This window comes from Stenotrophomonas sp. SORGH_AS_0282, assembly GCF_030818125.1.
Lineage (GTDB): Bacteria > Pseudomonadota > Gammaproteobacteria > Xanthomonadales > Xanthomonadaceae > Stenotrophomonas > Stenotrophomonas rhizophila_A.
Window position 1 is genome coordinate 3,376,871 of record NZ_JAUTAB010000001.1, and the last position, 21,129, is coordinate 3,397,999.

General features: G+C 67.5%; 21 protein-coding genes and 1 riboswitch. Of the genes, 8 read left to right on the top strand and 13 right to left on the bottom strand.

Annotated features, from left to right (window positions below; translation table 11 throughout):
* The 3 genes from QE395_RS15320 (at position 1) to QE395_RS15330 (ending at position 4,506) form a co-directional block, all read left to right on the top strand.
* Entirely contained in the window at positions 1 to 381 is a 381-nt protein-coding gene (locus QE395_RS15320; RefSeq protein WP_306989856.1) for a YraN family protein, read from the top strand.
* A gap of 42 nt (positions 382 to 423) precedes the next feature.
* Entirely contained in the window at positions 424 to 1,809 is a 1,386-nt protein-coding gene (locus tag QE395_RS15325; RefSeq protein ID WP_306989857.1) for an FAD-linked oxidase C-terminal domain-containing protein, read from the top strand.
* 264 nt (positions 1,810 to 2,073) lie between these two features.
* The gene (locus tag QE395_RS15330) at positions 2,074 to 4,506 is read left to right on the top strand and encodes an autotransporter outer membrane beta-barrel domain-containing protein (protein WP_306989858.1); all 2,433 of its coding nucleotides are present in this window, start codon (positions 2,074 to 2,076) and stop codon (positions 4,504 to 4,506) included.
* 16 nt (positions 4,507 to 4,522) lie between these two features.
* Here the strand turns inward: QE395_RS15330 and thiL are convergent, their stop codons facing one another.
* The 5 genes from thiL to QE395_RS15355 all read right to left on the bottom strand — a co-directional run bounded on the left by thiL (position 4,523) and on the right by QE395_RS15355 (position 8,364).
* On the bottom strand, positions 4,523 to 5,494 hold the full coding sequence (gene thiL, locus QE395_RS15335) for a thiamine-phosphate kinase (RefSeq protein WP_306989860.1): 972 nt from the start codon (positions 5,492 to 5,494) through the stop codon (positions 4,523 to 4,525).
* A gap of 19 nt (positions 5,495 to 5,513) precedes the next feature.
* Complete coding sequence (nusB, locus tag QE395_RS15340) at positions 5,514 to 5,993, bottom strand: transcription antitermination factor NusB (protein WP_068849204.1); 480 nt, start codon at positions 5,991 to 5,993, stop codon at positions 5,514 to 5,516.
* Positions 5,990 to 6,457 (bottom strand): 6,7-dimethyl-8-ribityllumazine synthase, encoded by a 468-nt coding sequence (ribH, locus tag QE395_RS15345; protein ID WP_068854542.1) that lies wholly within the window; start codon positions 6,455 to 6,457, stop codon positions 5,990 to 5,992. Before ribH ends, nusB begins: the two co-directional genes overlap by 4 nt.
* A gap of 183 nt (positions 6,458 to 6,640) precedes the next feature.
* The gene (ribB, locus tag QE395_RS15350; protein WP_068849203.1) at positions 6,641 to 7,756 is read right to left on the bottom strand and encodes a 3,4-dihydroxy-2-butanone-4-phosphate synthase; all 1,116 of its coding nucleotides are present in this window, start codon (positions 7,754 to 7,756) and stop codon (positions 6,641 to 6,643) included.
* Positions 7,753 to 8,364 (bottom strand): riboflavin synthase, encoded by a 612-nt coding sequence (locus QE395_RS15355; RefSeq protein WP_093536107.1) that lies wholly within the window; start codon positions 8,362 to 8,364, stop codon positions 7,753 to 7,755. Before QE395_RS15355 ends, ribB begins: the two co-directional genes overlap by 4 nt.
* Before the next feature lie 76 nt (positions 8,365 to 8,440).
* A riboswitch (FMN riboswitch) is annotated at positions 8,441 to 8,585 on the bottom strand.
* Positions 8,586 to 8,739: 154 nt separating this feature from the next.
* Here QE395_RS15355 and QE395_RS15360 point away from each other — a divergent pair.
* From QE395_RS15360 to QE395_RS15370, 3 genes are all read left to right on the top strand, one after another.
* Positions 8,740 to 9,372, top strand: a complete 633-nt coding sequence (locus QE395_RS15360; RefSeq protein ID WP_095364489.1) for an outer membrane beta-barrel protein — start codon at positions 8,740 to 8,742, stop codon at positions 9,370 to 9,372.
* A gap of 210 nt (positions 9,373 to 9,582) precedes the next feature.
* Complete coding sequence (locus QE395_RS15365) at positions 9,583 to 9,924, top strand: toxin (RefSeq protein ID WP_095364488.1); 342 nt, start codon at positions 9,583 to 9,585, stop codon at positions 9,922 to 9,924.
* On the top strand, positions 9,924 to 10,253 hold the full coding sequence (locus tag QE395_RS15370; RefSeq protein ID WP_095364487.1) for a transcriptional regulator: 330 nt from the start codon (positions 9,924 to 9,926) through the stop codon (positions 10,251 to 10,253). The genes QE395_RS15365 and QE395_RS15370 overlap by 1 nt, the downstream gene beginning before the upstream one ends.
* Positions 10,254 to 10,344: 91 nt before the next feature.
* Here QE395_RS15370 and ribD read toward each other — a convergent pair whose 3' ends face one another.
* The 5 genes from ribD to QE395_RS15395 form a co-directional block, all read right to left on the bottom strand.
* Positions 10,345 to 11,427 carry a bifunctional diaminohydroxyphosphoribosylaminopyrimidine deaminase/5-amino-6-(5-phosphoribosylamino)uracil reductase RibD gene (gene ribD, locus QE395_RS15375; protein ID WP_306989864.1) on the bottom strand — a complete coding sequence of 361 codons (1,083 nt, stop codon included), beginning with the start codon at positions 11,425 to 11,427 and terminating at the stop codon, positions 10,345 to 10,347.
* A 117-nt stretch (positions 11,428 to 11,544) separates the two neighbouring features.
* Positions 11,545 to 12,066 carry a transcriptional regulator NrdR gene (gene nrdR, locus QE395_RS15380; protein WP_068849191.1) on the bottom strand — a complete coding sequence of 174 codons (522 nt, stop codon included), beginning with the start codon at positions 12,064 to 12,066 and terminating at the stop codon, positions 11,545 to 11,547.
* 93 nt (positions 12,067 to 12,159) lie between these two features.
* The gene (locus QE395_RS15385; RefSeq protein ID WP_210132022.1) at positions 12,160 to 12,603 is read right to left on the bottom strand and encodes a hypothetical protein; all 444 of its coding nucleotides are present in this window, start codon (positions 12,601 to 12,603) and stop codon (positions 12,160 to 12,162) included.
* Positions 12,603 to 13,856, bottom strand: coding sequence for a serine hydroxymethyltransferase (gene glyA, locus QE395_RS15390; RefSeq protein ID WP_093536117.1), 1,254 nt, complete (start codon positions 13,854 to 13,856; stop codon positions 12,603 to 12,605). Before glyA ends, QE395_RS15385 begins: the two co-directional genes overlap by 1 nt.
* A 119-nt stretch (positions 13,857 to 13,975) precedes the next feature.
* Positions 13,976 to 14,440 carry an RcnB family protein gene (locus QE395_RS15395; RefSeq protein WP_068849185.1) on the bottom strand — a complete coding sequence of 155 codons (465 nt, stop codon included), beginning with the start codon at positions 14,438 to 14,440 and terminating at the stop codon, positions 13,976 to 13,978.
* 233 nt (positions 14,441 to 14,673) lie between these two features.
* On the opposite strand from QE395_RS15395, the gene ettA reads away from it, so the two are divergent.
* Positions 14,674 to 16,338 (top strand): energy-dependent translational throttle protein EttA, encoded by a 1,665-nt coding sequence (gene ettA, locus QE395_RS15400; protein WP_068849183.1) that lies wholly within the window; start codon positions 14,674 to 14,676, stop codon positions 16,336 to 16,338.
* Between the two features lie 491 nt (positions 16,339 to 16,829).
* Complete coding sequence (locus tag QE395_RS15405) at positions 16,830 to 18,146, top strand: NCS2 family permease (RefSeq protein ID WP_306989867.1); 1,317 nt, start codon at positions 16,830 to 16,832, stop codon at positions 18,144 to 18,146.
* Between the two features lie 5 nt (positions 18,147 to 18,151).
* Here QE395_RS15405 and pncB read toward each other — a convergent pair whose 3' ends face one another.
* The 3 genes from pncB to QE395_RS15420 all read right to left on the bottom strand — a co-directional run bounded on the left by pncB (position 18,152) and on the right by QE395_RS15420 (position 21,094).
* Positions 18,152 to 19,327 carry a nicotinate phosphoribosyltransferase gene (pncB, locus tag QE395_RS15410; protein WP_210132024.1) on the bottom strand — a complete coding sequence of 392 codons (1,176 nt, stop codon included), beginning with the start codon at positions 19,325 to 19,327 and terminating at the stop codon, positions 18,152 to 18,154.
* A 73-nt stretch (positions 19,328 to 19,400) separates the two neighbouring features.
* Positions 19,401 to 20,237: a glycosyltransferase family 2 protein gene (locus tag QE395_RS15415; protein WP_068849177.1), complete on the bottom strand. Its 837-nt coding sequence runs from the start codon at positions 20,235 to 20,237 to the stop codon at positions 19,401 to 19,403.
* Positions 20,234 to 21,094: a glycosyltransferase family 2 protein gene (locus QE395_RS15420; protein ID WP_068849175.1), complete on the bottom strand. Its 861-nt coding sequence runs from the start codon at positions 21,092 to 21,094 to the stop codon at positions 20,234 to 20,236. Before QE395_RS15420 ends, QE395_RS15415 begins: the two co-directional genes overlap by 4 nt.
* Positions 21,095 to 21,129 lie beyond the last annotated feature (35 nt).

Here is a 21,129-nt window from a genome sequence, read left to right on the forward strand (position 1 = left end):
ATGCCCACCCAGCGGGCGCAGCGCGGGGCGGCGGTGGAAACCGCCGCGCTGGCGCACCTGCGGCGCGCCGGGCTTGTTCCGGTTGCGCGCAACGCCCGCTACAAGGGCGGTGAGCTGGACCTGGTGATGCGCGATGGCGACACCACCGTGTTCGTGGAAGTACGCTATCGCGCCATCGCCGATTTTGGGGGTGGCGCGGCCTCGGTGGACCTGCGCAAACGACGCAAACTGGTGTTGGCCGCACAGCTGTTCCTGCAGTCGCATCCCACGCTGGCGCAGGGACCCTGCCGTTTCGACGTGATTGATGCCAGCGGCGACCCACCCCGCCTGGACTGGTTGCGCGACGCCTTCCGGCTGGAAGACTGCGGTTTCGATCGATGACTATGAGGGCCGCCCAACGGGCGGCGCTACCGGATGGCTGCAATGACGACGACCCTGCCTGCTGAATTTTCCGCCACCCTGCAGGCGCTGCTCGGTGAGGATGGCTGGCGCACCGATGCCACCACGCTGGCTGCACATGCACAGGACAACTCCTGGCGGCATGCGCTGCCCAACGGCGTGGCGCTGCCGCGCGACCGCGAGCAGGTGCAGCAGATCGTGCGCGCCTGCCGCACACACGGGGTGCCGGTGGTGGCGCGCGGCGCCGGTACCGGCACCACCGGTGCGGCGGTACCGGTCAACGGCAGCATCGTACTGTCGTTCGCGCGCATGGGCCGCATCCTCGACATCCAGCCGGGCAACCGCTGCGCGGTGGTGGAACCGGGCGTGCTCAACGGCGACCTGCAGCACGCCCTGGTCGAGCACGGGCTGTTCTGGGCACCGGATCCATCCAGCGCCGATATCTGCAGCATCGGTGGCAACCTGGCCTGCAACGCGGGCGGCCCACGCGCGGTGAAGTACGGTACCAGCCGCGACAACGTGCTTGGGCTCGTTGCGGTCACCGGCGCCGGTGAACTGATCCAGTGCGGCGGCGCCTATACCAAGGACGCCACCGGCTACGACCTGACCCACCTGCTGGTGGGCAGCGAAGGCACCCTGGCGCTGATCGTGGAAGCCACCTTGAAGCTGACCCCGTTGCCGGTGGCCCAGGCCGGGCTGCGGGTGCTGTACCGCGACGCGGACGCGGCGGCGGCGGCGGTGTCGCGGCTGATGGCGCAGCCGGTGGTGCCGACCCGGCTGGAGTTCATGGATGCGCGCAGCCTGGAGCTGCTGCGCCGCAATGGCGCCGAGGTGCCGGAGGCCGGCGCGATGCTGCTGGTCGAAGCCGATGGAGACCACGACACCCTGCCCTACCTGCTGCAGGCCTTGGCCACGGCCGCCGAAGGCGACGGCATGCTGGCGCTGGATGTGGCAATGGAAGGCAGTGCGCGCGAGAAGCTGTGGGCCGCGCGCAAAGCACTGTCACCCGCACTGCGCAGCATCGCGCCGGGCAAGATCAACGAAGACGTGGTGGTGCCGGTGTCGCGCATTCCGGACCTGGTGGCCGGTGTGCAGGGACTGGCGCAGCAGTACACGCTGACCATCGTCACCTTCGGCCATGCCGGCAATGGCAACCTGCACGTGAACATCCTGTACCACCCCGACGACGCGGACGAGAACGCGCGTGCGCAGGCGGCGTTGCCGAAGATCTTCGAACTCACCCTGGCGCTGGGCGGCACGCTGTCGGGCGAGCATGGCATCGGATTGGCCAAACGCGACTTCATGACGCAGGCCTTTACGCCGGCTACGTTGGCGGCGATGCGCGCGATCAAGCACGCACTCGACCCGGACGACATCCTCAATCCGGGCAAGGTGCTGCCGCCGCTGTAATCGACGACGTTTTCGCCACGTCGTCGCAAAGGGCGGAGCGCGTCACGCGCAAAGTGTGATGCTTTGCAATTCCTTGCATGGGCCACGCGCGCATCGCTGCGCATTCTTGTCGCCCCCTGGACATCCGGCCTGCCTGCGCAGCAGCGTGCTGCGCGACCGGCCTGCCTGCATCCCAACGCTGTGCCGATGGTCGGGTGTCCCTCTGCCCTCCGACCAGACCGCCCGACGATGATGCCAAACCGCTCCTCCTCCGCCCGTGTTTCGATGCGCCCGCTCGCGTCCTCCCTGATGCTGGCCCTGCTGATGCTCCCACCGGGCGATGCCAGCGCACGCGAACTCGACGGCGAAGCGCACGAAGTCACGCAGGGCGATCCCCAGGAATGGTGGCTGCTGACCAACGGCGCGGACCTTCTGGTCAATGGAGGCAGTACGTACAGCATCAGCGCACGGGACGGCAGCACGGTCAGGCTGGAGACTGCACAGGTCGAGCGCGGCCATTCCAACCCTGAAGCCATCGAACTTCGTTGTGGCTCCACGCTGCTGTCCAGTGCTTCGCGCATCGACGACGGCGGCATCCGCTCGTGGGACAGCTCCACCGTGTACCTGGGCTACAGCCGTCTCTCCATTGGCGAAGAGGCCCCCGAGTCCGTCCCGACGGTCGGCATCATGATGATCGACAGCACCACCGACGCCCGGGTGACGCTGGATGCCTCGACCCTCCACGTGGTGGACAGGCCGGATCACCCGCATTACGCCACGGGCATCGGCATTCGCCACGGCGCGGGCGTAGTGGAACTGCTGAACGGCTCGCACATCGATGCGGGCAACGTCGGGGTGATGCTTCACGACAGCCGTGGCGACGGCCGCTTGATCGTCGAGGAGTCGACGATCCTTTCCCGCCGCGGTGCGGCGATCGAGGTCCTGGATGCCAATCACACCTATGACGTGCGCATTGCCAACGACGCCCGCCTCACCGGTGGCGACGGTCATCTGCTGCGCGTGCGCAACTCGACCGACGCCGCAGGTGGCGGCCAACCGCATGTCAACGTGGTGGTCGACAACGCACGCCTGCAGGGTGACATCACCCTCGATGACAGTGCCGCCGGCGGGCGTATCGACCTGCTGCTGGAGAACAACGCGCGCATCGAGGGCCGCCTGTCCAACGTGACCTCGGCGGGAATCGGCAGCGGCAGCAGCTGGCTGCTGACCGGCGACAGCAGCGTCGGCCACCTGCAGCTGGACGTTGCCGGCACGGTTGCGCTGGGCAGTGGCGCCGCATTCAACACCCTCACCGTCGATGATTTCCTGGGCAATGGTGGCACCCTGGCGTTCAATACCGTGCTCGGCGATGACGCCTCGCGCACGGACCGCCTGGTGATCACCGGTGATGTCAACGGCCAGGCCAACGTGCGCGTGCTCAACGTGGGCGGCGCCGGCGCGAAGACCGACCGTGGCATCGCGCTGATCAGCATCGTCGGCGAATCCAACGCGCAGTTCGACCTGGTCGGGCGTGCCGTCGGCGGCCAGTACGAGTATTTCCTGGTCAAGGGCATCGACGGCAGCTGGTACCTGCGCTCGGAGGGCGGCCCCACGCCGGATCCGTGCGACGTTGATCCCAGCCTGTCGCAGTGCGAGCCGATTGATCCGATTGATCCAGTCGATCCCGTCGATCCGGTGGACCCGGTGGACCCAATTGATCCGGTAGATCCCGTCGATCCAGTGGATCCGGTCGATCCCGATGAGCCTGCGGATCCCGTCGATCCCGGACAGCCGGCTCCCGTGCTTCGCCCCGAAACCGGCGCCTACCTGGCCAACCAGTTCGCGCTCCACCACCTGCTGCGCCACAGTGCGCGCGAGCGCACCGCGCAGCACGCGTCTACCCGTGGGAACGTGCGCGCGTGGGCGACGCTGGATGGAACCCATACCCGCCTGGGCGCGGTCAAGGACCAGCTTGCCCTTGACGTGGACCGCTCGCGCCTGCTGGTCGGCACCGACATCGGCGCGTTCGCTGCCGACCGGGGCCGCGTGGGCGTGATGCTCACCGCCGCGCAGTCGCAGGCGACCTCGCGCTCGTCCCTCACCGGTTACCGCGCACGCGGCAAGGTGGAAGGCGGCGCGGCAGGCGTGTACGGGAGCTGGCGCAATGACGCCGTGTCCGTGGATGCATCGGTGCAGCGCGGAAGGTTCCGCAACCGCGTGGAAGGCGATGGCCTGGAGACCGAGCGCTACGACGCGGACCTGTGGCAGTCGTCGCTGGAAGTCGGCTACCGCCTGGATATCGGTCGCATCGGCGCCACCGCGCTCAGCCTGCAGCCGGAGCTGCAACTGCTCCATACCGATGCTGCCATGGACGTGCACCGCGAGCGCAACGGCACCACGGTACGCAGCCTGGGCGACCACGGCCTGTCGGGCCGGCTGGGCATGCGCCTGGAAGGCGCGACCGAGCGCGGCAGTGGCACCATGTCCCTGCAGCCGTACGCAACGGCGAACTGGTACCGCGACGGGGCCGGCAACGGCATCGCCTTCGACGACGAGGCGCTGCGCGCCAGCACCCCGCGCAACCGCTACGCGCTCGGCGCGGGTGCCCGCGTCGGTGTCGGCCGGGGCGTTTCGGCATGGGGCGGGCTGGCGCTGACGCGCGGCGATGGCGGCTACCGGGAAACCGCTGCGCAGCTGGGGCTGTCCTGCGATTGGTGAGCGCTTCGGCCCGGCGCTACAGCTCGGTGAAGTGCTCGTAGCCGCGATGGCCGGTGGTTTCGCCACCGGCATCCACGCCCTGGCCTGCCACGATCGCGCCGATACGGGTGAGCGGCAGTCCCAGGCGCGCGGCGATGGCCTCGACCGCCCCCTGTTGCGCAGCGGCGGCGGTGAAGCAGAGTTCGTAATCGTCGCCGCCGCGCAGCGCGGCCTCGCGCGCATGGGTCAGACCCACCCGTGCCCGCGCTGCGTCGGACACCGGCAGGCGCTCGGGGTCCACGCGCGCGCCTACGCCACTGCGTTCGCAGATGTGGCCCAGGTCCGCCAGCAGGCCATCGGAGATATCGACGGCCGCATGCGCCACACCCACCAGCGCGGCGCCGAGGGCCACCCGCGGTGTGGGCCGGGCCAGGCGCTGGCGAAGGTAGTCCACCGGCGCATCTTCGGCGGGCCGACGCACGTCGAGGGTACCGCCCTGCCAGGCGCGCAGGGCCACGGCGGCGTCGCCGAGCGTGCCGCTGACCCAGACATCGTCGCCCACCTGCGCGCCATCGCGGCGCAGTGCCGCACCCGGCGCCACCTGCCCCATCGCGGTCACCGACAGCGACAACGGGCCACGCGTGGTGTCACCCCCGATCAGCACGATGTCGTGCGCATCGGCCAAGGCGAAAAAGCCGTCGGCAAACGCATCCACCCAGTCCGGGTCGGCGTCGGGCAGCGACAGTGCCAGCACGCACCAGGCCGGCTGCGCGCCCATCGACGCCAGATCGGAAAGATTCACGGCCAGCGTCTTCCAGCCGATGTCATAGGCCGGGGTTTCCGCAGGGAAATGCACGCCGCTGTTGAGCGTATCGGCGGTGACCACCAGCTGTTGGCCGGCACGCGGCTGCAGCAGCGCGGCATCGTCGCCGATGCCGAGCACCACATCGGCACGCGCGCGGGTGCGCGTGCGGATGCGTTCGATCAGGGAGAATTCGGCGAGGGACATGGGCGTTCCCCGACCCGGCTCAGTGCCCGCTTTCGACCTTGCGCCACTCCACCGCAGCGCGATCCAGCACGCCGTTGACGTAGGTGTGGCCGTGTTCGGAACCAAACTTCTTGGTCGATTCGATCGCTTCGTTGATCACCACGCGGTACGGCACGTCCATGCGGTAGCGCAGCTCGAACGCGGCCACGCGCAGCGCGGCACGCTCGATGGCGTCCACTTCCTCGATGCCGCGGTCCACGAACGGATCCAGCGCCTCGTCGAGGTCCTTGCGGTGGTCGAGCACGCCGCTCACCAGCGCCTCGAAGTACGCCAGGTCGGCGATTTCGCGCGCCTGCTCGTGGGCGAACTGGGCGATCAGGGCCTGCGCGTTGCCGCCGGAGATCTGCCAGGCGTAGATCGCCTGCAGGGCACGACGACGCGCGCGCGAGCGCAGCACCGGGTCGATGCCATCGCGGCGGACCGGCTTGCCGGAGGGCTTGCCCGGGTTTGACTTGTTCACGGCAACTGCTCCAGAAGATTGACCATTTCCAACGCCGTCAGTGCGGCTTCCTCACCCTTGTTACCGTGGCTGCCACCGGCGCGGGCCTCGGCATCCTCGGCGCGTTCGACCGCCAGCACGCCATTGAGCACCGGCACGCCGAAATCCAGCTGCACACGCATCAGGCCTTCGGCGCAGCGGTCGGCCACGTGTTCGTAGTGGCGGGTGTCGCCACGGATCACACAGCCCAGGGCGATGATCGCGGCATGTTCGTGCGCCGCCGCCAGGCGCGCGGCCACCAGCGGCAGTTCCCACGCGCCCGGCACCCGGATCACGTCGATGGCCGCTTCCTGGATCCCGTTGCCGGCCAGGCTCTGGCGCGCGCCGGCCACCAGCACGTCGGTGATGCGGGCATTCCAGCGGCTGGCGAGGATGGCGAAACGGGCCTGTTCCGGTGTCCGGAGATCGCCTTCGTAGTGGCTCATGATCGGCGTGGGGTCCATTTAATAGATGAATATTCTAGCGCATGGCCGCGCGTAGCCGGATTGCGGCACGCTGCGGGACGGGTCGGGTGGAAAAGCCCCCTGAGTCAGGGGGCTGCCGCGAAGCGGCGGGGGTCTGGGTGATGGTAAGAGGGGCCCGCGGTTTGCGAAGCAAATCGTGGGGCGTCAGCGCGCATGCGATGACGGGCTCCCCACCGTTTCGATGATCTCCAGGCCGTAGCCGGCCAGGCCGATCTGGCGGCGCGGGGTGCCCAGCACGCGCAGCTGGCCCAGGCCCAGGTCGGACAGGATCTGGGCGCCGGCACCGTTGCGGCGCCACTGGCTCACGTCCTTGTCCTTGCCCGGGGTGACCGGCTGCGGCTGCTGGCGCAGGCGGGCCAGCAGGCTGTTGCTGTCACGCGGGGCCGACAGCACCACCATCACGCCGCGCTCGGCGGCCGCGATGGCGCGCAGGGCGTCGGTGGACGCCACGCCGAAATCGTCGCGGCGCCAGTGCAGCAGATCGGCCAAGGGGTTCTCCACCTGCACCCGGACCAGGGTCGGCTGGGTGTCGGGGGTGCCGCGGACCAGGGCGAAATGCAGGTCGTGCGCGATCCGGTCGCGGTAGGTCACCAGCTTGAACGGGCCGAATTCGGTGTCGATCTCACGCTCATCGACCCGTTCGACCGTCTTCTCGGTGGCCAGGCGGTAGGCGATCAGGTCGGCGATGGAGCCGATCTTCAGGCCGTGCTCGCGCGCGAACACCTCCAGCTCCGGGCGGCGCGCCATGCTGCCATCGGGGTTGAGGATCTCCACCAGCACCCCGGCCGGCTCCAGCCCGGCCAGCATGGCCAGGTCCACACCCGCTTCGGTATGGCCGGCGCGGGTCAGCACGCCGCCCGGCTGGGCGATCAGCGGGAAGATGTGCCCCGGCTGGTGCAGGTCGGCCGGCTTGGCATCGGGCTTCACCGCCGTGCGGATGGTATGCGCGCGGTCGTAGGCCGAAATGCCCGTAGTGACGCCTTCGGCGGCCTCGATGCTGACCGTGAAGTTGGTCTGGAACTGGGCGGTATTGGCCTGCACCATCGGCGCCAGGCCGAGGTCGGCGGCACGTTCGCGGGTCAACGGCAGGCACACCAGGCCACGGCCGTGGGTGACCATGAAGTTGATGTCCGACGGCTTGACCAGTTCGGCGGCCATGATCAGGTCGCCTTCGTTCTCGCGGTCTTCGTCATCGACGATGACCACCATGCGGCCCAGGCGGATGTCCTCGAGGATCTCGGGGATGGGAGCGAAATTCATGCGCGGGTGTCCTGTACCTGGGGGGCGACCAGCCGTTCGACGTAACGGGCGACCAGGTCGATTTCGAGATTGACCGCACTGCCCACGCCGGTGGCGGCAAAGGCGGTGTTGGCCACGGTATGCGGGATCAGCGCGACCTCGAAGCCGGCGTCATCCACCTCGTTGACGGTCAGGCTGACCCCGTCCACGCAGATGGAGCCCTTCTTGGCGATATAGCGCAGCAGACCGGCCGGCGCGGCAAAGCGCCAGCGCTGGGCGCGCGCGTCCTCGTGGATGGACAGCACCTGGCCGAGGCCGTCCACATGGCCGCTGACCAGGTGACCACCGAGGCGGTCGGTCGGGCGCATGGCGCGCTCCAGGTTGATCACCGCACCCGGCGCCAGCTGGCCCAGCGTGGTCAGGCCCAGGGTCTCGGTCGAGGCATCGGCCTGGAACGAAGTGGCATCATGGGCGATGACGGTCAGGCACACGCCGTTTATGGCGATGCTCTCGCCCAGCTGCACGTGCTCGAACGGCAGGCTGCCGACGTGGAAGGTGAAGCGGACATCGCCGCCGAGGGGATCGCGTGCGGCCACATGGCCGACGCCTTCGATGATTCCAGTAAACACTAACGTTCTCCGCGAAAAGTGAGCGAAAAACGCCGCAAGGCAAACAGGCGGGCGCAGGGCCATGCAGGCCCTGTAGCACCGTCTTCTTTCATCCGGACTATACCGTCGGCTCCGGCATCGGACCGGATCTGCTGACCTTCCGGCGGGGCCGGAAGCGCTCGCGGGCTCGTGCTTGCGCACCTACCGCCGGTGGGGAATCGCACCCCGCCCTGAAGACGTTTGTATACCGGCGAACCGGCGCGGCCATTGTACCAGCGCTGGCTGAGCGCTCGCTTTCTGTAAACAATTTGTTAAGATGCGCCGCGCGGCGATGATCGCCGCCCTGCCGCCCACGACGGGCTGGCTGAAATGGACCTCACTTTCCAAGGAATTCCGATGCGCAAGATGCTCGTCCTGGCCGCCGCCCTGCTGGCCGCCGCTCCGATGGCCGCCTCTGCTGCCGATGCCATGAGCTACACCTACGTTGAAGGCGGCTGGACCCAGCTGCAGGTCAGCACCCCCGGCAGCAACCCCAAGCTGGACGGCGGCTTCATCCGCGGTTCGTTCGCCATTGCCGAGCAGGTGTACGTGTTCGGCGGCTACAGCACTGTTTCCGAGACCTACCACCTGGAAGACAGCATCGGCGAGTACCGCATCAAGAACACCATCGACCAGCCGGAGGCAGGCATCGGCTACCACATGCCGTTCACCGACCGCCTGGACTTCACCGCGGACATCGCGTGGATGCGCATCAACAACGAAGTGAAGTTCGAAGACGGCGAGTTCAGCGAAACCGAGAAGGTGCATACCAATGCCGGCCGCGGTTCGCTGGGCCTGCGTGGCAAGCCCTCGCGCGCGACCGAAGCCTGGCTGAAGGCCGGCTACATCGACGGCAGCGACATGGACGGCGAGTGGATCGGCACCCTGGGCGGCCAGGTCAGCTTCAACCGCAACTGGGGCCTCATCGGCGAAGTCCAGTACTTCGACGACATCACCCAGTACTCGGTCGGCGTGCGCGCCAGCTTCTAAGTTACTGATCGGGCAGCGCTAACCCGCGCCATGATCGACGGGCCCCGCAAGGGGCCCGTTTTTTTTTGGGCAAGCGGTGGCCACCTATCACTTTCCGGAACTTGATCGAATACTCGAAAAATACGCAGAGTAAGGTGTGAACGGCTGCCCCTTCTGGTGTGATGGTACAAGGTAAGGTGGCTGGCAACCCTACGCGGATAACGTACACTTATGCACGCCGTGTTCGTGGAGATGCCGGCGTTCTCGCGCCACCGTGCCGCCTACCTCGACAACGATGGGCTCTGCGCGCTTCAGCAGTTCCTGCTGCGGGCGCCGGAGGCTGGCGACGTGATCGTGGGTACCGGCGGTCTCCGCAAGCTGCGCTTTTCCGACGACCGCAGGCAGCGTGGCAAGCGGGGCGGACTACGGGTGATCTACTTCCATTGGCCGGCGGGTTCGCAGTTCTGGCTGTTCACCCTCTACGGCAAGGGCGTCCAGGACGACCTGGACGCGATGCAGAAAAGACTGTTGAAAAGAATGCTTGAGGCCGTACTTCTGGCGAGGACCACATGATGAAACGCGACGTATTTGCCGAGCTGGTCGAAGGACTGCACGCGCTGGAGGACGAGCGCGCGGGCAAGACCACGCTGCGCACGCACAAGGTTCGACTGCAGCCGTTGCCCCCGCTGCATGCGGGAGAGCTGGTCGCCATCCGTGAACAGCTGAACATGTCACGGCCGGTGTTTGCCATGTACCTGCGTACCAATGCACGCACGCTGGAGAACTGGGAGCAGGGCCGCGCGCGTCCCAACGCGCAGGCATCGACCCTCATTCGACTGGTGCAACAGTTTCCACAGACCGTTCGCCACCTGGAGGCGCTGCAGCCGGTCGTCGCCTCCTGATCTGCCCGCCGCCGTGCGGCGCCACCCGACCAACGGTCGGGTGCTACCGGCCTACCCCACGCGTAGTGCCACGCCCTGCGTGGCAGAAGCCTCACACGCGCAGCAGCAGCCGCAGATCCGCCCCCACCTGCCGCTGATCCACCACCCGCAGCCGTCGCTGCTGCGCCATGTCGTGAATGCCCAGGCCGCCCAGCAGCGGCCGGCCATGCTCTCCCAGCAGCGTGGGCGCTTGGTACAGCAACAGCTCATCGACCCAGCCGCCGGAAAGCAGCGCGCCGGAAAGCGTCGCCCCGGCTTCGGTATGCACTTCATTGATGCCGCGTCCGGCCAACAGCGCCAATACGGCACCCAGATCCAGTCGCCCGTCCTGGCTGGGCACGCTGGCAAACTCGGCATCGGCCGCATCGGGCGGGCTCACCGACGCATCGTGCAGGTACAGGGTCGGCGCCCCACCCTCGCGCACCCGCGCGCATTCGAGCGACCGAAGGCGCGTATCGAGCACCACCCGCAAAGGCGGCATGACCTCGGTATCGGCCAGCCTCACGGTCAACTGCGGGTCATCGGCCAACACGGTATCGGCCCCGGTCAGGATCGCACCGGCACGTGCGCGCCAGCGCTGCACGTCAGTGCGGGCCGCGTCGCCGGTAATCCACTTGGAGGTGCCATCGGCCATCGCCGTGCGCCCGTCCAGGCTGGCGGCCAGCTTGACCCGCAGCCACGGCCGGCCACGTTCAACGCGCGACAGGAAGCCACGATTCAACTCACGCGCCTGTGCCGCCATCAAACCCTCAGCCACCTCGATGCCCGCCTCGCGCAGCAGCACGAAGCCGCCGCCATCCACCTTGGGGAACGGGTCGCGCATGGCCGCCACCACCCTTGCTACCCCGGCCTCGATCAATGCCAGCGCGCACGGCGGGGTTCGCCCGTGATGGGCGCAGGGTTCCAGGGTCACGTAGGCGGTGGCACCGCGCGCCTCTTCGCCGGCCTGGCGCAGCGCGAACACTTCGGCGTGAGGGCCACCGGTGCGCTGGTGCCAGCCCTCGCCGACCACCCGGTCGCCGTGCGCGATGACGCAGCCGACCATCGGGTTGGGCCGGGCGGTGAACCGGCCGCGTTCGGCCAGGCGCAGCGCGCGGGCCATGTGCAGATGATCCAACGTGGAGAACTCGCTCATGGCGGGCATGGTAACGCCAACCCCCGGTAGAGCGGACTGTCAGTCTGCTGCCGCCTACGCGTGGTAGAGCGGACTGTCAGTCCGCTGCTTCGGCAAGAAGCGGACTAACAGTCCGCTCTACCCCTTCTTTTTCTTGGTCAGGGCGATCACATCGCCCAGCAGCTGCAGCTGTTCGGTACTGGACGGCAGCTCGCGTTCGAGCTTCTCGATTTCCTCGCGGAAATCAGCCACGTCCTCGAAGCTTCGGTAAACCGACGCAAACCGCACGTACGCCACATGATCGAGCTTGCGCAGTTCGTTCATCACGAACTCGCCGACCTTGATCGACGGTATCTCGCGCTCGCCGCACATGCGCAGCTGCTGCATCACCGCGCGCACCGCCAGTTCGATCTTGTCTTCGGGCACCGGGCGCTTCTGCAGCGCGCGGTCGAAGCCGACCCGCAGCTTTCGCGCATCGAACTGCTCGCGGCTGCCATCGCTCTTCACGATCGCCGGCAGCTTCAATTCGATGGTTTCCAGGGTGCTGAAGCGCTCGCTGCACGCCTCGCACTCACGCCGACGGCGGATCGTCGCACCGTCTTCGGAGACGCGCGAGTCGATCACCCGGGTATCGGCATGCTGGCAGAACGGACAGTACATGGAACGCCTTGCATCGGAGAAACGTCATGCCGTGGTCACGGCAGCGTCGCAACGGTACCTGAGAAGACCCCAGCGTACAAATCGCGATGTCGATCAGGATTCGCCGGCAGCCGCCGGAACCGCCCGCAACCAGAGCAGATGCGCGCTGCAGACCAGCAGCGGCGGACCCACGATGAGATAGCCCAGCGCCCGCCACGAGCTGCCGGAAAGCGAGTTGTAAGCGACCAGTGCGACCACGCCCAGCGCGGCCACCACGCCCAACCCCAGCCCCACCCACGGCAGCAGCCCGGTGCTGCGCAGGGCGGTTCGCCCCCTGCGCAGGTAGACCACGCTCAGCCAGGCCCAGCCCAGCAGGCCACACACCCCGGCCAAGGCCCATCCCAGCAGGAACAGGCCTTCACGATTGGCCATATAGCCGTGGCGGTCGAAGAAGACGTACAACGCCAGCCCGGCCACGCCGCCACCGGCGACCAGCGCGGGCAACCCCAGCAGCAGCGCCTGCGCGATGTACAGGCGCCGCTGCAGGGTCTCGCCCATTACCCGTAGACCGGGTACTTGCGGCACTGCGCGCTGACCGCATCGCGCACGCGGGCGATCACCGCCTCATCGGCCGGGGCGTCCAGCACGTCGGCGATCCAGTTGGCCAGTTCGACGCAGTCGGCTTCCTGGTAGCCGCGGGTGGTCACCGCCGGGGTGCCCAGGCGCAGGCCCGAGGTGACGAACGGCGAGCGCGGGTCGTTGGGTACCGAGTTCTTGTTGACCGTGATGTGGGCCTTGCCCAGCGCGGCTTCCGCATCCTTGCCGGAGACATCCTTGCCGATCATGTCGACCAGCATCAGGTGGTTCTCGGTGCCGCCGGAGACGATCTTGTAGCCACGCGCGATCAGCGTGGTGGCCATCGCCTGGGCATTCTTCACCACCTGCTGCTGGTAGGCCTTGAAGCCCGGCTCCAGCGCTTCCTTGAAGGCCACGGCCTTGGCCGCGATGACGTGCATCAGCGGGCCACCCTGGATGCCCGGGAACACGATCGACTGCAGCTTCTTCTCGATCTCTTCGCCGGCGCCCTTGGCGATGATGATGCCGCCACGCGGACCGCGCAGGGTCTTATGCGTGGTGGAGGTGACCACGTGCGCGTGCGGCAGCGGGCTCGGGTACACGCCGGCGGCGACCAGGCCGGCCACGTGGGCCATGTCCACGAACAGGTAGGCACCAACCTTGTCGGCGATGGCGCGGAAGCGCGCCCAGTCCACCACCTGCGAATAGGCCGAGAAGCCGGCCACGACCATCTTCGGCTTGTGCTCCAGGGCCAGGCGCTCGACCTCGTCATAGTCGATCAGGCCCTGCTCGTTCACCCCGTACTGCACGGCGTTGAACAGCTTGCCCGAGGCGTTGACCTTGGCACCGTGGGTCAGGTGGCCACCATGGGCCAGGCTCATGCCCAGGATGGTGTCGCCCGGCTGCAGCAGCGCGAAGTACACCGCCTGGTTGGCCTGCGAGCCGCTGTGCGGCTGCACGTTGGCGTAGTCGGCGTCGAACAGCTGCTTGAGGCGGTCGATCGCCAGCTGCTCGGCGATGTCCACGTATTCGCAGCCACCGTAGTAGCGCTTGCCCGGATAGCCTTCAGCGTACTTGTTGGTCAGCTGGCTGCCCTGGGCTTCCATCACCGCCGGGCTGGTGTAGTTCTCGCTGGCGATCAGCTCGACGTGGTCTTCCTGGCGCTGGGTTTCGGCGGCGATGGCCTTGGCCAGTTCGGGATCGTAGGTTTCGATGCGGACGTCACGCGGGAACATCGCTTACTCCAGGCAGAAGGGGGAAACAGCGGGCCCCTGATTGTAAGCGGCCCCGGGGGGCCACGCGAAAAAAAAGCGCGCCCTGGGGCGCGCTTTCGTTTTGGGGCCAGGGCCCCGGGTTACCGGTTGTTGATCACGTAGTCGGCGATGATGCCGGTGGCGATGGCGACCAGCAGCAGGTTGCCACGGTCGTCGCGGATCCAGTGGTGGTCACGCGGCGGGCGGCGCACCGAGTAGCGGCTGTAGTCATTGACCACGTAGACCGGGCCCCGGTAGTACTCGTTGTAGCGGTGGCCGCGGGCCCAGCCGTAACCGCGGCCCGGGGCCGGCCGGTAGACCACGCGCGGCGGCGGTGCCGGGCGGTAATAGCCCCGGTTGTCGTAGTAGCGGCGGTCGTGGTGGGCTTCACGGCGGTCGTCGCGCCAGTCGCGGCGGTCGTCGTGGCGGTCATGGCGACGGTCATGACGATCATCATGGTGGCGGTCGTGGCCACGGCCGCGATGGTCGTCGGCGAAGGCCGGGGCGATGCTGCCCAGCGCGAGCAGCGAGGCCACGGTCCCGACCACAATTCGATTCATGCGCATGTCTGGCCTCGCTTGGTGAGTGATGGCTCCATCATGCTGACGTCGTCTGAACGGTTTCCGGCTGGAAACGGTTACCAATTCAACCGCTTTGACTACCCATTCAGGCAGCGGCAAGGCCCGCCACACGGGCCGGCCGGCGGGGGTCATCGCTTCGGGCTATAATTGGCGCCATCCCTTTTCATCTGTGCTTGTTCCTGACGGAACGGGCGCAGGGTTGCGCCTTCGGAGAGCTCATGTCCTCGCAATACATCTACACCATGAACAAAGTCAGCAAGGTGGTCCCGCCCAAGCGGCAGATCATCAAGGACATCTCGCTGTCGTTCTTCCCGGGTGCCAAGATCGGCCTGCTGGGCCTGAACGGTGCCGGCAAGTCCACGGTGCTGAAGATCATGGCCGGCGTGGACACCGATTTCGAGGGCGAAGCCCGCCCGCAGGCCGGCATCAAGGTCGGCTACCTGGCGCAGGAACCGGAGCTGGACCCGACCAAGACCGTGCGTGAAGCGGTCGAGGAAGGCGTGGGCGAAGTGCTGCAGGCGCAGGCCGCGCTGGACGCGGTGTACCTGGCCTATGCCGAGGAAGGTGCCGATTTCGACAAGCTGGCCAAGGAACAGGAGCGCCTGGAGGCGATCCTGGCCGCCGGTGACTCGCACACCTTGGAAAACCAGCTGGACGTGGCCGCCGATGCGCTGCGCCTGCCGCCGTGGGATGCCATCGTGGGCAAGCTGTCCGGTGGTGAAAAGCGCCGTGTGGCGCTGTGCCGCCTGCTGTTGCAGAAGCCGGACATGCTGCTGCTCGACGAACCGACCAACCACCTCGACGCCGAGTCGGTGGAATGGCTGGAACAGTTCCTGGCGCGCTACACCGGCACCGTGGTGGCCGTCACCCATGACCGCTACTTCCTGGACAACGCCGCCGAATGGATCCTGGAACTTGACCGCGGCCGCGGCATTCCGTGGAAGGGCAACTACACCGACTGGCTGATGCAGAAGGACGAGCGCCTGAAGCAGGAAGACAACCAGGAGAAGTCGCGCCAGAAGGCGATCCAGAAGGAACTGGAGTGGTCGCGCCAGAACGCCAAGGGCGGCCGCACCAAGGGCAAGGCGCGTCTGGCCCGCCTGGAAGAGCTGCAGTCGGTCGACTACCAGAAGCGCAACGAAACCAATGAAATCTTCATCCCGCCGGGCGAGCGCCTGGGCAATTCGGTGATGGAGTTCAAGAACGTGTCCAAGAAGTTCGGCGACCGCCTGCTGTTCGACGAACTGAGCTTCCTGGTCCCGGCCGGCGCGATCGTGGGCATCATCGGCCCCAACGGTGCCGGTAAGTCGACCCTGTTCAAGATGATCACGGGCCAGGAGAAGCCGGATTCCGGCGAGATCGTGGTCGGTCCGACCGTCAAGCTGTCCTACGTGGACCAGAGCCGCGACGCGTTGGAGGGCAACCACAACGTCTTCCAGGAAATCGCCGGCGGTCTGGACATCCTCAACATCAACGGCATCGAAATCCAGTCGCGCGCCTACATCGGCCGCTTCAACTTCAAGGGCCAGGACCAGCAGAAGCTGGTGGGTTCGCTGTCCGGTGGTGAGCGTGGCCGCCTGCACATGGCCAAGACCTTGCTGCAGGGTGGCAACGTGCTGCTGCTCGACGAACCGTCGAACGATCTGGACATCGAAACCCTGCGTGCGCTGGAAGATGCGCTGCTGGAATTCCCGGGCAACACGTTCGTGATTTCGCATGACCGCTGGTTCCTGGATCGCATTGCGACCCACATCCTGGCGTTCGAAGGCGATTCGCACGTGGAGTTCTTCCAGGGCAACTACCGCGAATACGAAGAAGACAAGCGCCGCCGCATGGGCGACGACGCCGCGCCGAAGCGCCTGCGCTTCAAGGCGCTGAAGTAAGAAGGAAAAACGGCCGCGCTCGCGCGGCCGTTTTGCATTCTGGCGCAAGGTCAACGGCAGCGTTTCATTGCTGCCTGCAGGGAGGCCGTCGGGCAGCCCCTTACGGGACACGCCGTAAACCCATCCATGGGGGCTTGGCAAAAACATCCATGTTTTTGACAGTCCCTACAGGGGCTGCCCGCCGGCCTCCCTCGAAGATTGGTCGCGTGCGGACAGGAAGAGCAGATACGCATGGCGTGTCCCTACGCAGCACGCATGGAAATGATCGAAACGGCATTTGATTTTCCATGGCCACCGACCGTATCCGGGAGGGCCGGCGGGTGCGGGGGTACGGGGGCTTTGCGAAACATGGATGTTTCGCAAGAGCCCCCATGGAAGGGTTCACGGCGCCCCCCGTACCCCCGCACCCGCCGGCCCTCAGCAAGTGCCGCATCAAACGAAGGCCTTTGACTTCGCTTGTGATCCAACCAAAAGAGACATGGACCCCCGCCATGAAGCTGCTTGAAAACCTGTTCCAGCTCAAACAGCACGGCACCACCGTGCGGACCGAACTGCTGGCCGGGCTGACCACGTTCCTGACGATGTCCTACATCGTCTTCGTCAATCCCGACATCCTGTCCACCACCGGCATGGACCCGGGCGCCGTGTTCGTCGCCACCTGCCTGGCCGCCGCGCTGGGCTCGCTGGTGATGGCGTTCGCCGCCAACTTCCCGGTGGGCATGGCGCCGGGCATGGGCTTGAATGCGTTCTTCGCCTTCACCGTGGTCGGTGCCGCCGGCCTGCCCTGGCAGCAGGCATTGGCCGCTGTTTTCATCTCGGGACTGGTGTTCCTCGCGCTATCGCTGACCGGCGTCCGCGCCTGGCTGGTGGCCGGTATTCCCGCCTCGCTGCGCGCCTCCATCGTCGCCGGCATCGGCCTGTTCCTGGCCATCATCGCCCTGCAGAAGTCCGGCGTGATCATCGCCAACCCCGACACCCTGGTTGCGCTCGGCCCGCTCAACACTGCCCCGCCGCTGCTGGCCCTGGCCGGCTTCCTGCTGATCGCCATCCTCGAAGCACGTCGCGTGCGCGGTGCCATCCTGATCGGCATTCTTGCCGTCACCGGCGCCGCCTGGCTGCTGGGCGCCGTGCAGTACCAGGGTGTCATCTCGCTGCCGCCCAGCCTGGCGCCCACCTTCCTGCAGCTCGACCTGCCCGGCCTGCTGCACCACGACGGCGGCGCGCCCATTGCCGTGCTGCTGCAGGTGGTGCTGGTGTTCGTGCTGGTTGAAGTGTTTGATGCCACTGGCACCCTGTATGGCGTGGTCGGCCGTGCCGGCCTGCTCAAGCTGCCGGGCGCGCAGAAGCGCTTTGGGCGTGCGCTGCTGGCCGACAGCACCGCCATCGTGGCCGGCTCGCTGCTGGGTACCAGCAGCACCACCGCCTTTGCCGAAAGTGCCTCCGGCGTGCAGGCCGGTGGCCGTACCGGCCTCACCGCGCTGGTGGTGGCCGCGTTGTTCCTGGCCGCGCTGCTGTTCTCGCCGCTGGCCGGCATGGTGCCCGGCTACGCCACCGCACCGGCGCTGCTGTTCGTGGCCGGGCTGATGCTGCGCGAACTGGTGGACGTGGACTGGAACGACCTCACCGAGTCCGTGCCGGCCGCGCTATGCGCGCTGGCCATGCCGTTTACCTATTCGATCGCCAACGGGTTGGCGTTCGGGTTCATCGCCTATGCCGTGCTGAAAGCCGGTACCGGGCGCTGGCGGGAAGTGCATCCCGCCGTGTGGTTGGTGGCCGCATTGTTCGTTGCCCGGTACGCGCTGGAATAACGCGGTTACTCCGGCGGGAGTTCGAATACCTGGCGCAGGTAGGCCAGGTAGCCCGGGTCGTCGCACATGCTCTTGCCCGGCGAATCGCTGAGCTTGGCGACCGGCTGGCCGTTGCAGCGGACCATCTTGATCACGATGTTGAGTGGGGTCGGGCCCAGGTCGTTGGTGAGGTGGGTGCCCACCCCGAACGCAACCTGGCAGCGGCCACGGAAGTAATCGAACAGGCGCATCACCTTTTCGATGTTGAGCCCGTCGCTGAACACCAGCACCTTGCTGCGCGGGTCCACGCGACGCTCCTTGAAGTGCGCCAGCATCCGGTCGCCCCAGCTGAAGGGGTCGCCCGAATCGTGGCGCACGCCATCGAACAGCTTGCAGAAGTACATGTCGAAATCGCGCAGGAACGCGTCCAGCCCGACCACGTCGGACAGCGCGATGCCCAGGTCGCCGCGATACTCGCGCGCCCACGATTCCAGCGCCGCCACCTGTGAATCGCGCAGGCGCGGACCCAGTGCCTGGAACGCCTGCAGGTACTCATGGGCCATGGTGCCGTGCGGGGTCATGCCGTACAGCCGCGCGAAATGCACGTTGCTGGTGCCCACGAACTGGTCGCCCAACGCCTCGCGCATCATCGGCAGCATGCGTGCGTGCCAGTCGCGCGAATAGCGGCGGCGGCTGCCGTAGTCGGCAATGCGGCACAGCTCGAAGCCCGGTGTGTCGCGCAGCAGCGCGGTCTTGGCCTGCAGGCGGCGCTCGCCTTCGGCGAAGTCCGGCGTGCTGGTGTTGCGGAACCAGACCTCGTTGATGATCGCCAGCAGCGGCACTTCGAACAGGATGGTGTGCAGCCACGGCCCGGTGATGTCCAGCTCGATCTCGCCCGGCACGGCCTGCGACGGGCGCAGGTCGATGTACTTGCGGTCCAGGTGGAACAGGCCGAGGAAGTCGGCGAAGTCCGGCTTCACGAAGCGCAGCCCGCGCATGTAGTCCAGCTCTTCGGCGCTGAAGCGCAGCTGGCACAGGTGGTCGATCTCGGCGTTGATCTGATCGATGAACGCCGCCAGGTCGATGCCCGGCGTGCGGCACTTGAACCGGTACTGGACCTGCGCGCCGGGGTGCTGGTGCAGCACCGCCTGCATCATGGTGAATTTGTACAGGTCGGTGTCGAGCAGGGACTGGATGATCATGCCCGGATTATGCGCCTGCGAGCATGTACCGACCAACGGTCGGTACCTGCCGGGCTGCGCCATCCGCCGCGTTTCAGCGACCGCGCAACAACCGTGGCACCTGCGCCGCGGCGTGCGCCCAGATCGCGCCCCACACGGCCGCCTGCACCAGCAGGTTGCGCCGCGGCGCCTCGAACCGGCGGAAGTAACGCCATAGACCACGATGCTTGTGCCATTCCACGAAGAACGGCCGCGAACGGCTCGACACGCCGCGCACATGCACCACCTGCAGGTCATTGGCGATGGCCACCACCGCCCCGGCTTCGCGCGCGCGGCGGCACAGGTCCAGGTCTTCGGCATGCAGGCGGTAGCCGGCATCCCAGCCGCCGATGCGGTCGAACAGCGCGCGCGGCATCAACAGCAGCGCCCCGGACAGCGCCGGCACCGTCTGCAGCACCTGCGTCGGGTCAGCCGGGATGGCCAGCTTTGCGCCCTGCCCCGGGTGGCGCAGCATGGCGCCGAAATCGGGATCGCGGCGGCGCACCGCTGCATCGGGCTGGCCCTGCTCGTCCACCTGCTCCACGCCCAGCACGCAATCGCCCAAAGCCTCTCCGCGCGCGCGCAGCTGCGCCAGCGTACCGGCCTGGACCATCAGGTCCGGATTGATGAAGGCCAACCACGGCGCCCGGCTGTCGGCCACGCCCTGGTTGTTGGCGGCGGCGAAGCCCGGGTTGTCGGGGTTGGCGATGAAGTGCAGGCGCGGGTCGGCAGTTGCATGGCGCTGCACGATGTCCAGCGTGCCATCGTCGGAATTGTTGTCGACCACGCGGATCTCGGCGACCTCGTCGGCCGCGCGCAACCGCGTCAGGCATTGGTCCAGCGTGCTGGCACTCTGGTAGCTGACGATGATGACGGCAATGCAGGGATTCAAGCAGGCGGCTCCGGAGCGGTTGCGGCGGGCGATCCGAACAGATCGCCCTGCGACCGGGGCATTATCGCCTGCTGGTGCAGGCGCTGCAGGTCCTGCCTGACCTGCAGCAACGGGTCGCCCATCAGGAACCCGGCCAGCCGCGGCTGCCAACTCGGCCAGCGCGTGCCCAGTGCTTCCAGGTCACCGTCGTGCGCCTGTGCTTCACCGTCGCGCGCGACATAGGCATTGGCACACAGCGCGTTGCGCCAGCCCAGGCCGGCCATGCGCAGGCTCAGGTCGATCAACGCCGCGTTCCAGGATCCATAGCTGTGCATGTCCAGGCCGCCGGCCTTGCGCCGCGCGTTGGCCCGCAGCAGGACCGCGTGGGTCACCGCCGAGGGCAGTTCGGGGTCGAGGGTCGGCAGTGCGGCGCAGGCCTGCGCCATCGCGTCCAGGTCGTCCGGCACCGGGTTGATCTCGCCCAGCCGTGGCCAGGCCGCGGTTTCGCCGGCATTGCACCAGGGCGTGGCCGAACCGATCGAGGCATCGCGCGCGAAGCAGGCATCCAGCTGCTGCAACCAGCCCGGCGCCGGTACCGCATCGGGCGCCAGCACCACCACCTCACTGCCTTCGCAGGCGCGCAGCATTTCATCCAGGTGCGCCACTTCGCCGATCGCACGCGCGCGTCGGGTGTACTCGGCGCGCAGCGGGGTGCTTTCCAGCCAGTGCGCGATCACCGCCTGCGCACGCGGCCCGGCCTGGCCATCGTCGGCCAGCCACACTGGCGTCTGCGCCGGCGTGCCGGCATCCAGCGCCGCCAGGCAGCGGTCCAGCGCGCTGTCATCGACCCCGATCGGCAGCAACACGATCGTTCCCATCCGTCCCCCTGTGTGCGGCGTCGTGACCGCAGCGT

Excerpts from the sequence above, each read along its gene's own strand:
- nrdR (WP_068849191.1), bottom strand. The coding sequence starts at position 12,066 with ATGTACTGTCCGTTCTGCCAGCATGCCGATACCCGGGTGATCGACTCG.
- QE395_RS15385 (WP_210132022.1), bottom strand. The coding sequence starts at position 12,603 with ATGGGCGAGACCCTGCAGCGGCGCCTGTACATCGCGCAGGCGCTGCTG.
- QE395_RS15405 (WP_306989867.1), top strand. The coding sequence starts at position 16,830 with ATGAAGCTGCTTGAAAACCTGTTCCAGCTCAAACAGCACGGCACCACC.
- QE395_RS15420 (WP_068849175.1), bottom strand. The coding sequence starts at position 21,094 with ATGGGAACGATCGTGTTGCTGCCGATCGGGGTCGATGACAGCGCGCTG.
- ettA (WP_068849183.1), top strand. The coding sequence starts at position 14,674 with ATGTCCTCGCAATACATCTACACCATGAACAAAGTCAGCAAGGTGGTC.
- QE395_RS15395 (WP_068849185.1), bottom strand. The coding sequence starts at position 14,440 with ATGCGCATGAATCGAATTGTGGTCGGGACCGTGGCCTCGCTGCTCGCG.
- QE395_RS15325 (WP_306989857.1), top strand. The coding sequence starts at position 424 with ATGACGACGACCCTGCCTGCTGAATTTTCCGCCACCCTGCAGGCGCTG.
- glyA (WP_093536117.1), bottom strand. The coding sequence starts at position 13,856 with ATGTTCCCGCGTGACGTCCGCATCGAAACCTACGATCCCGAACTGGCC.
- QE395_RS15330 (WP_306989858.1), top strand. The coding sequence starts at position 2,074 with ATGCGCCCGCTCGCGTCCTCCCTGATGCTGGCCCTGCTGATGCTCCCA.
- ribD (WP_306989864.1), bottom strand. The coding sequence starts at position 11,427 with ATGAGCGAGTTCTCCACGTTGGATCATCTGCACATGGCCCGCGCGCTG.
- pncB (WP_210132024.1), bottom strand. The coding sequence starts at position 19,327 with ATGATCATCCAGTCCCTGCTCGACACCGACCTGTACAAATTCACCATG.
- QE395_RS15370 (WP_095364487.1), top strand. The coding sequence starts at position 9,924 with ATGAAACGCGACGTATTTGCCGAGCTGGTCGAAGGACTGCACGCGCTG.
- thiL (WP_306989860.1), bottom strand. The coding sequence starts at position 5,494 with ATGTCCCTCGCCGAATTCTCCCTGATCGAACGCATCCGCACGCGCACC.
- QE395_RS15365 (WP_095364488.1), top strand. The coding sequence starts at position 9,583 with ATGCACGCCGTGTTCGTGGAGATGCCGGCGTTCTCGCGCCACCGTGCC.
- ribB (WP_068849203.1), bottom strand. The coding sequence starts at position 7,756 with ATGAATTTCGCTCCCATCCCCGAGATCCTCGAGGACATCCGCCTGGGC.
- QE395_RS15360 (WP_095364489.1), top strand. The coding sequence starts at position 8,740 with ATGCGCAAGATGCTCGTCCTGGCCGCCGCCCTGCTGGCCGCCGCTCCG.
- ribH (WP_068854542.1), bottom strand. The coding sequence starts at position 6,457 with ATGAGCCACTACGAAGGCGATCTCCGGACACCGGAACAGGCCCGTTTC.
- QE395_RS15320 (WP_306989856.1), top strand. The coding sequence starts at position 1 with ATGCCCACCCAGCGGGCGCAGCGCGGGGCGGCGGTGGAAACCGCCGCG.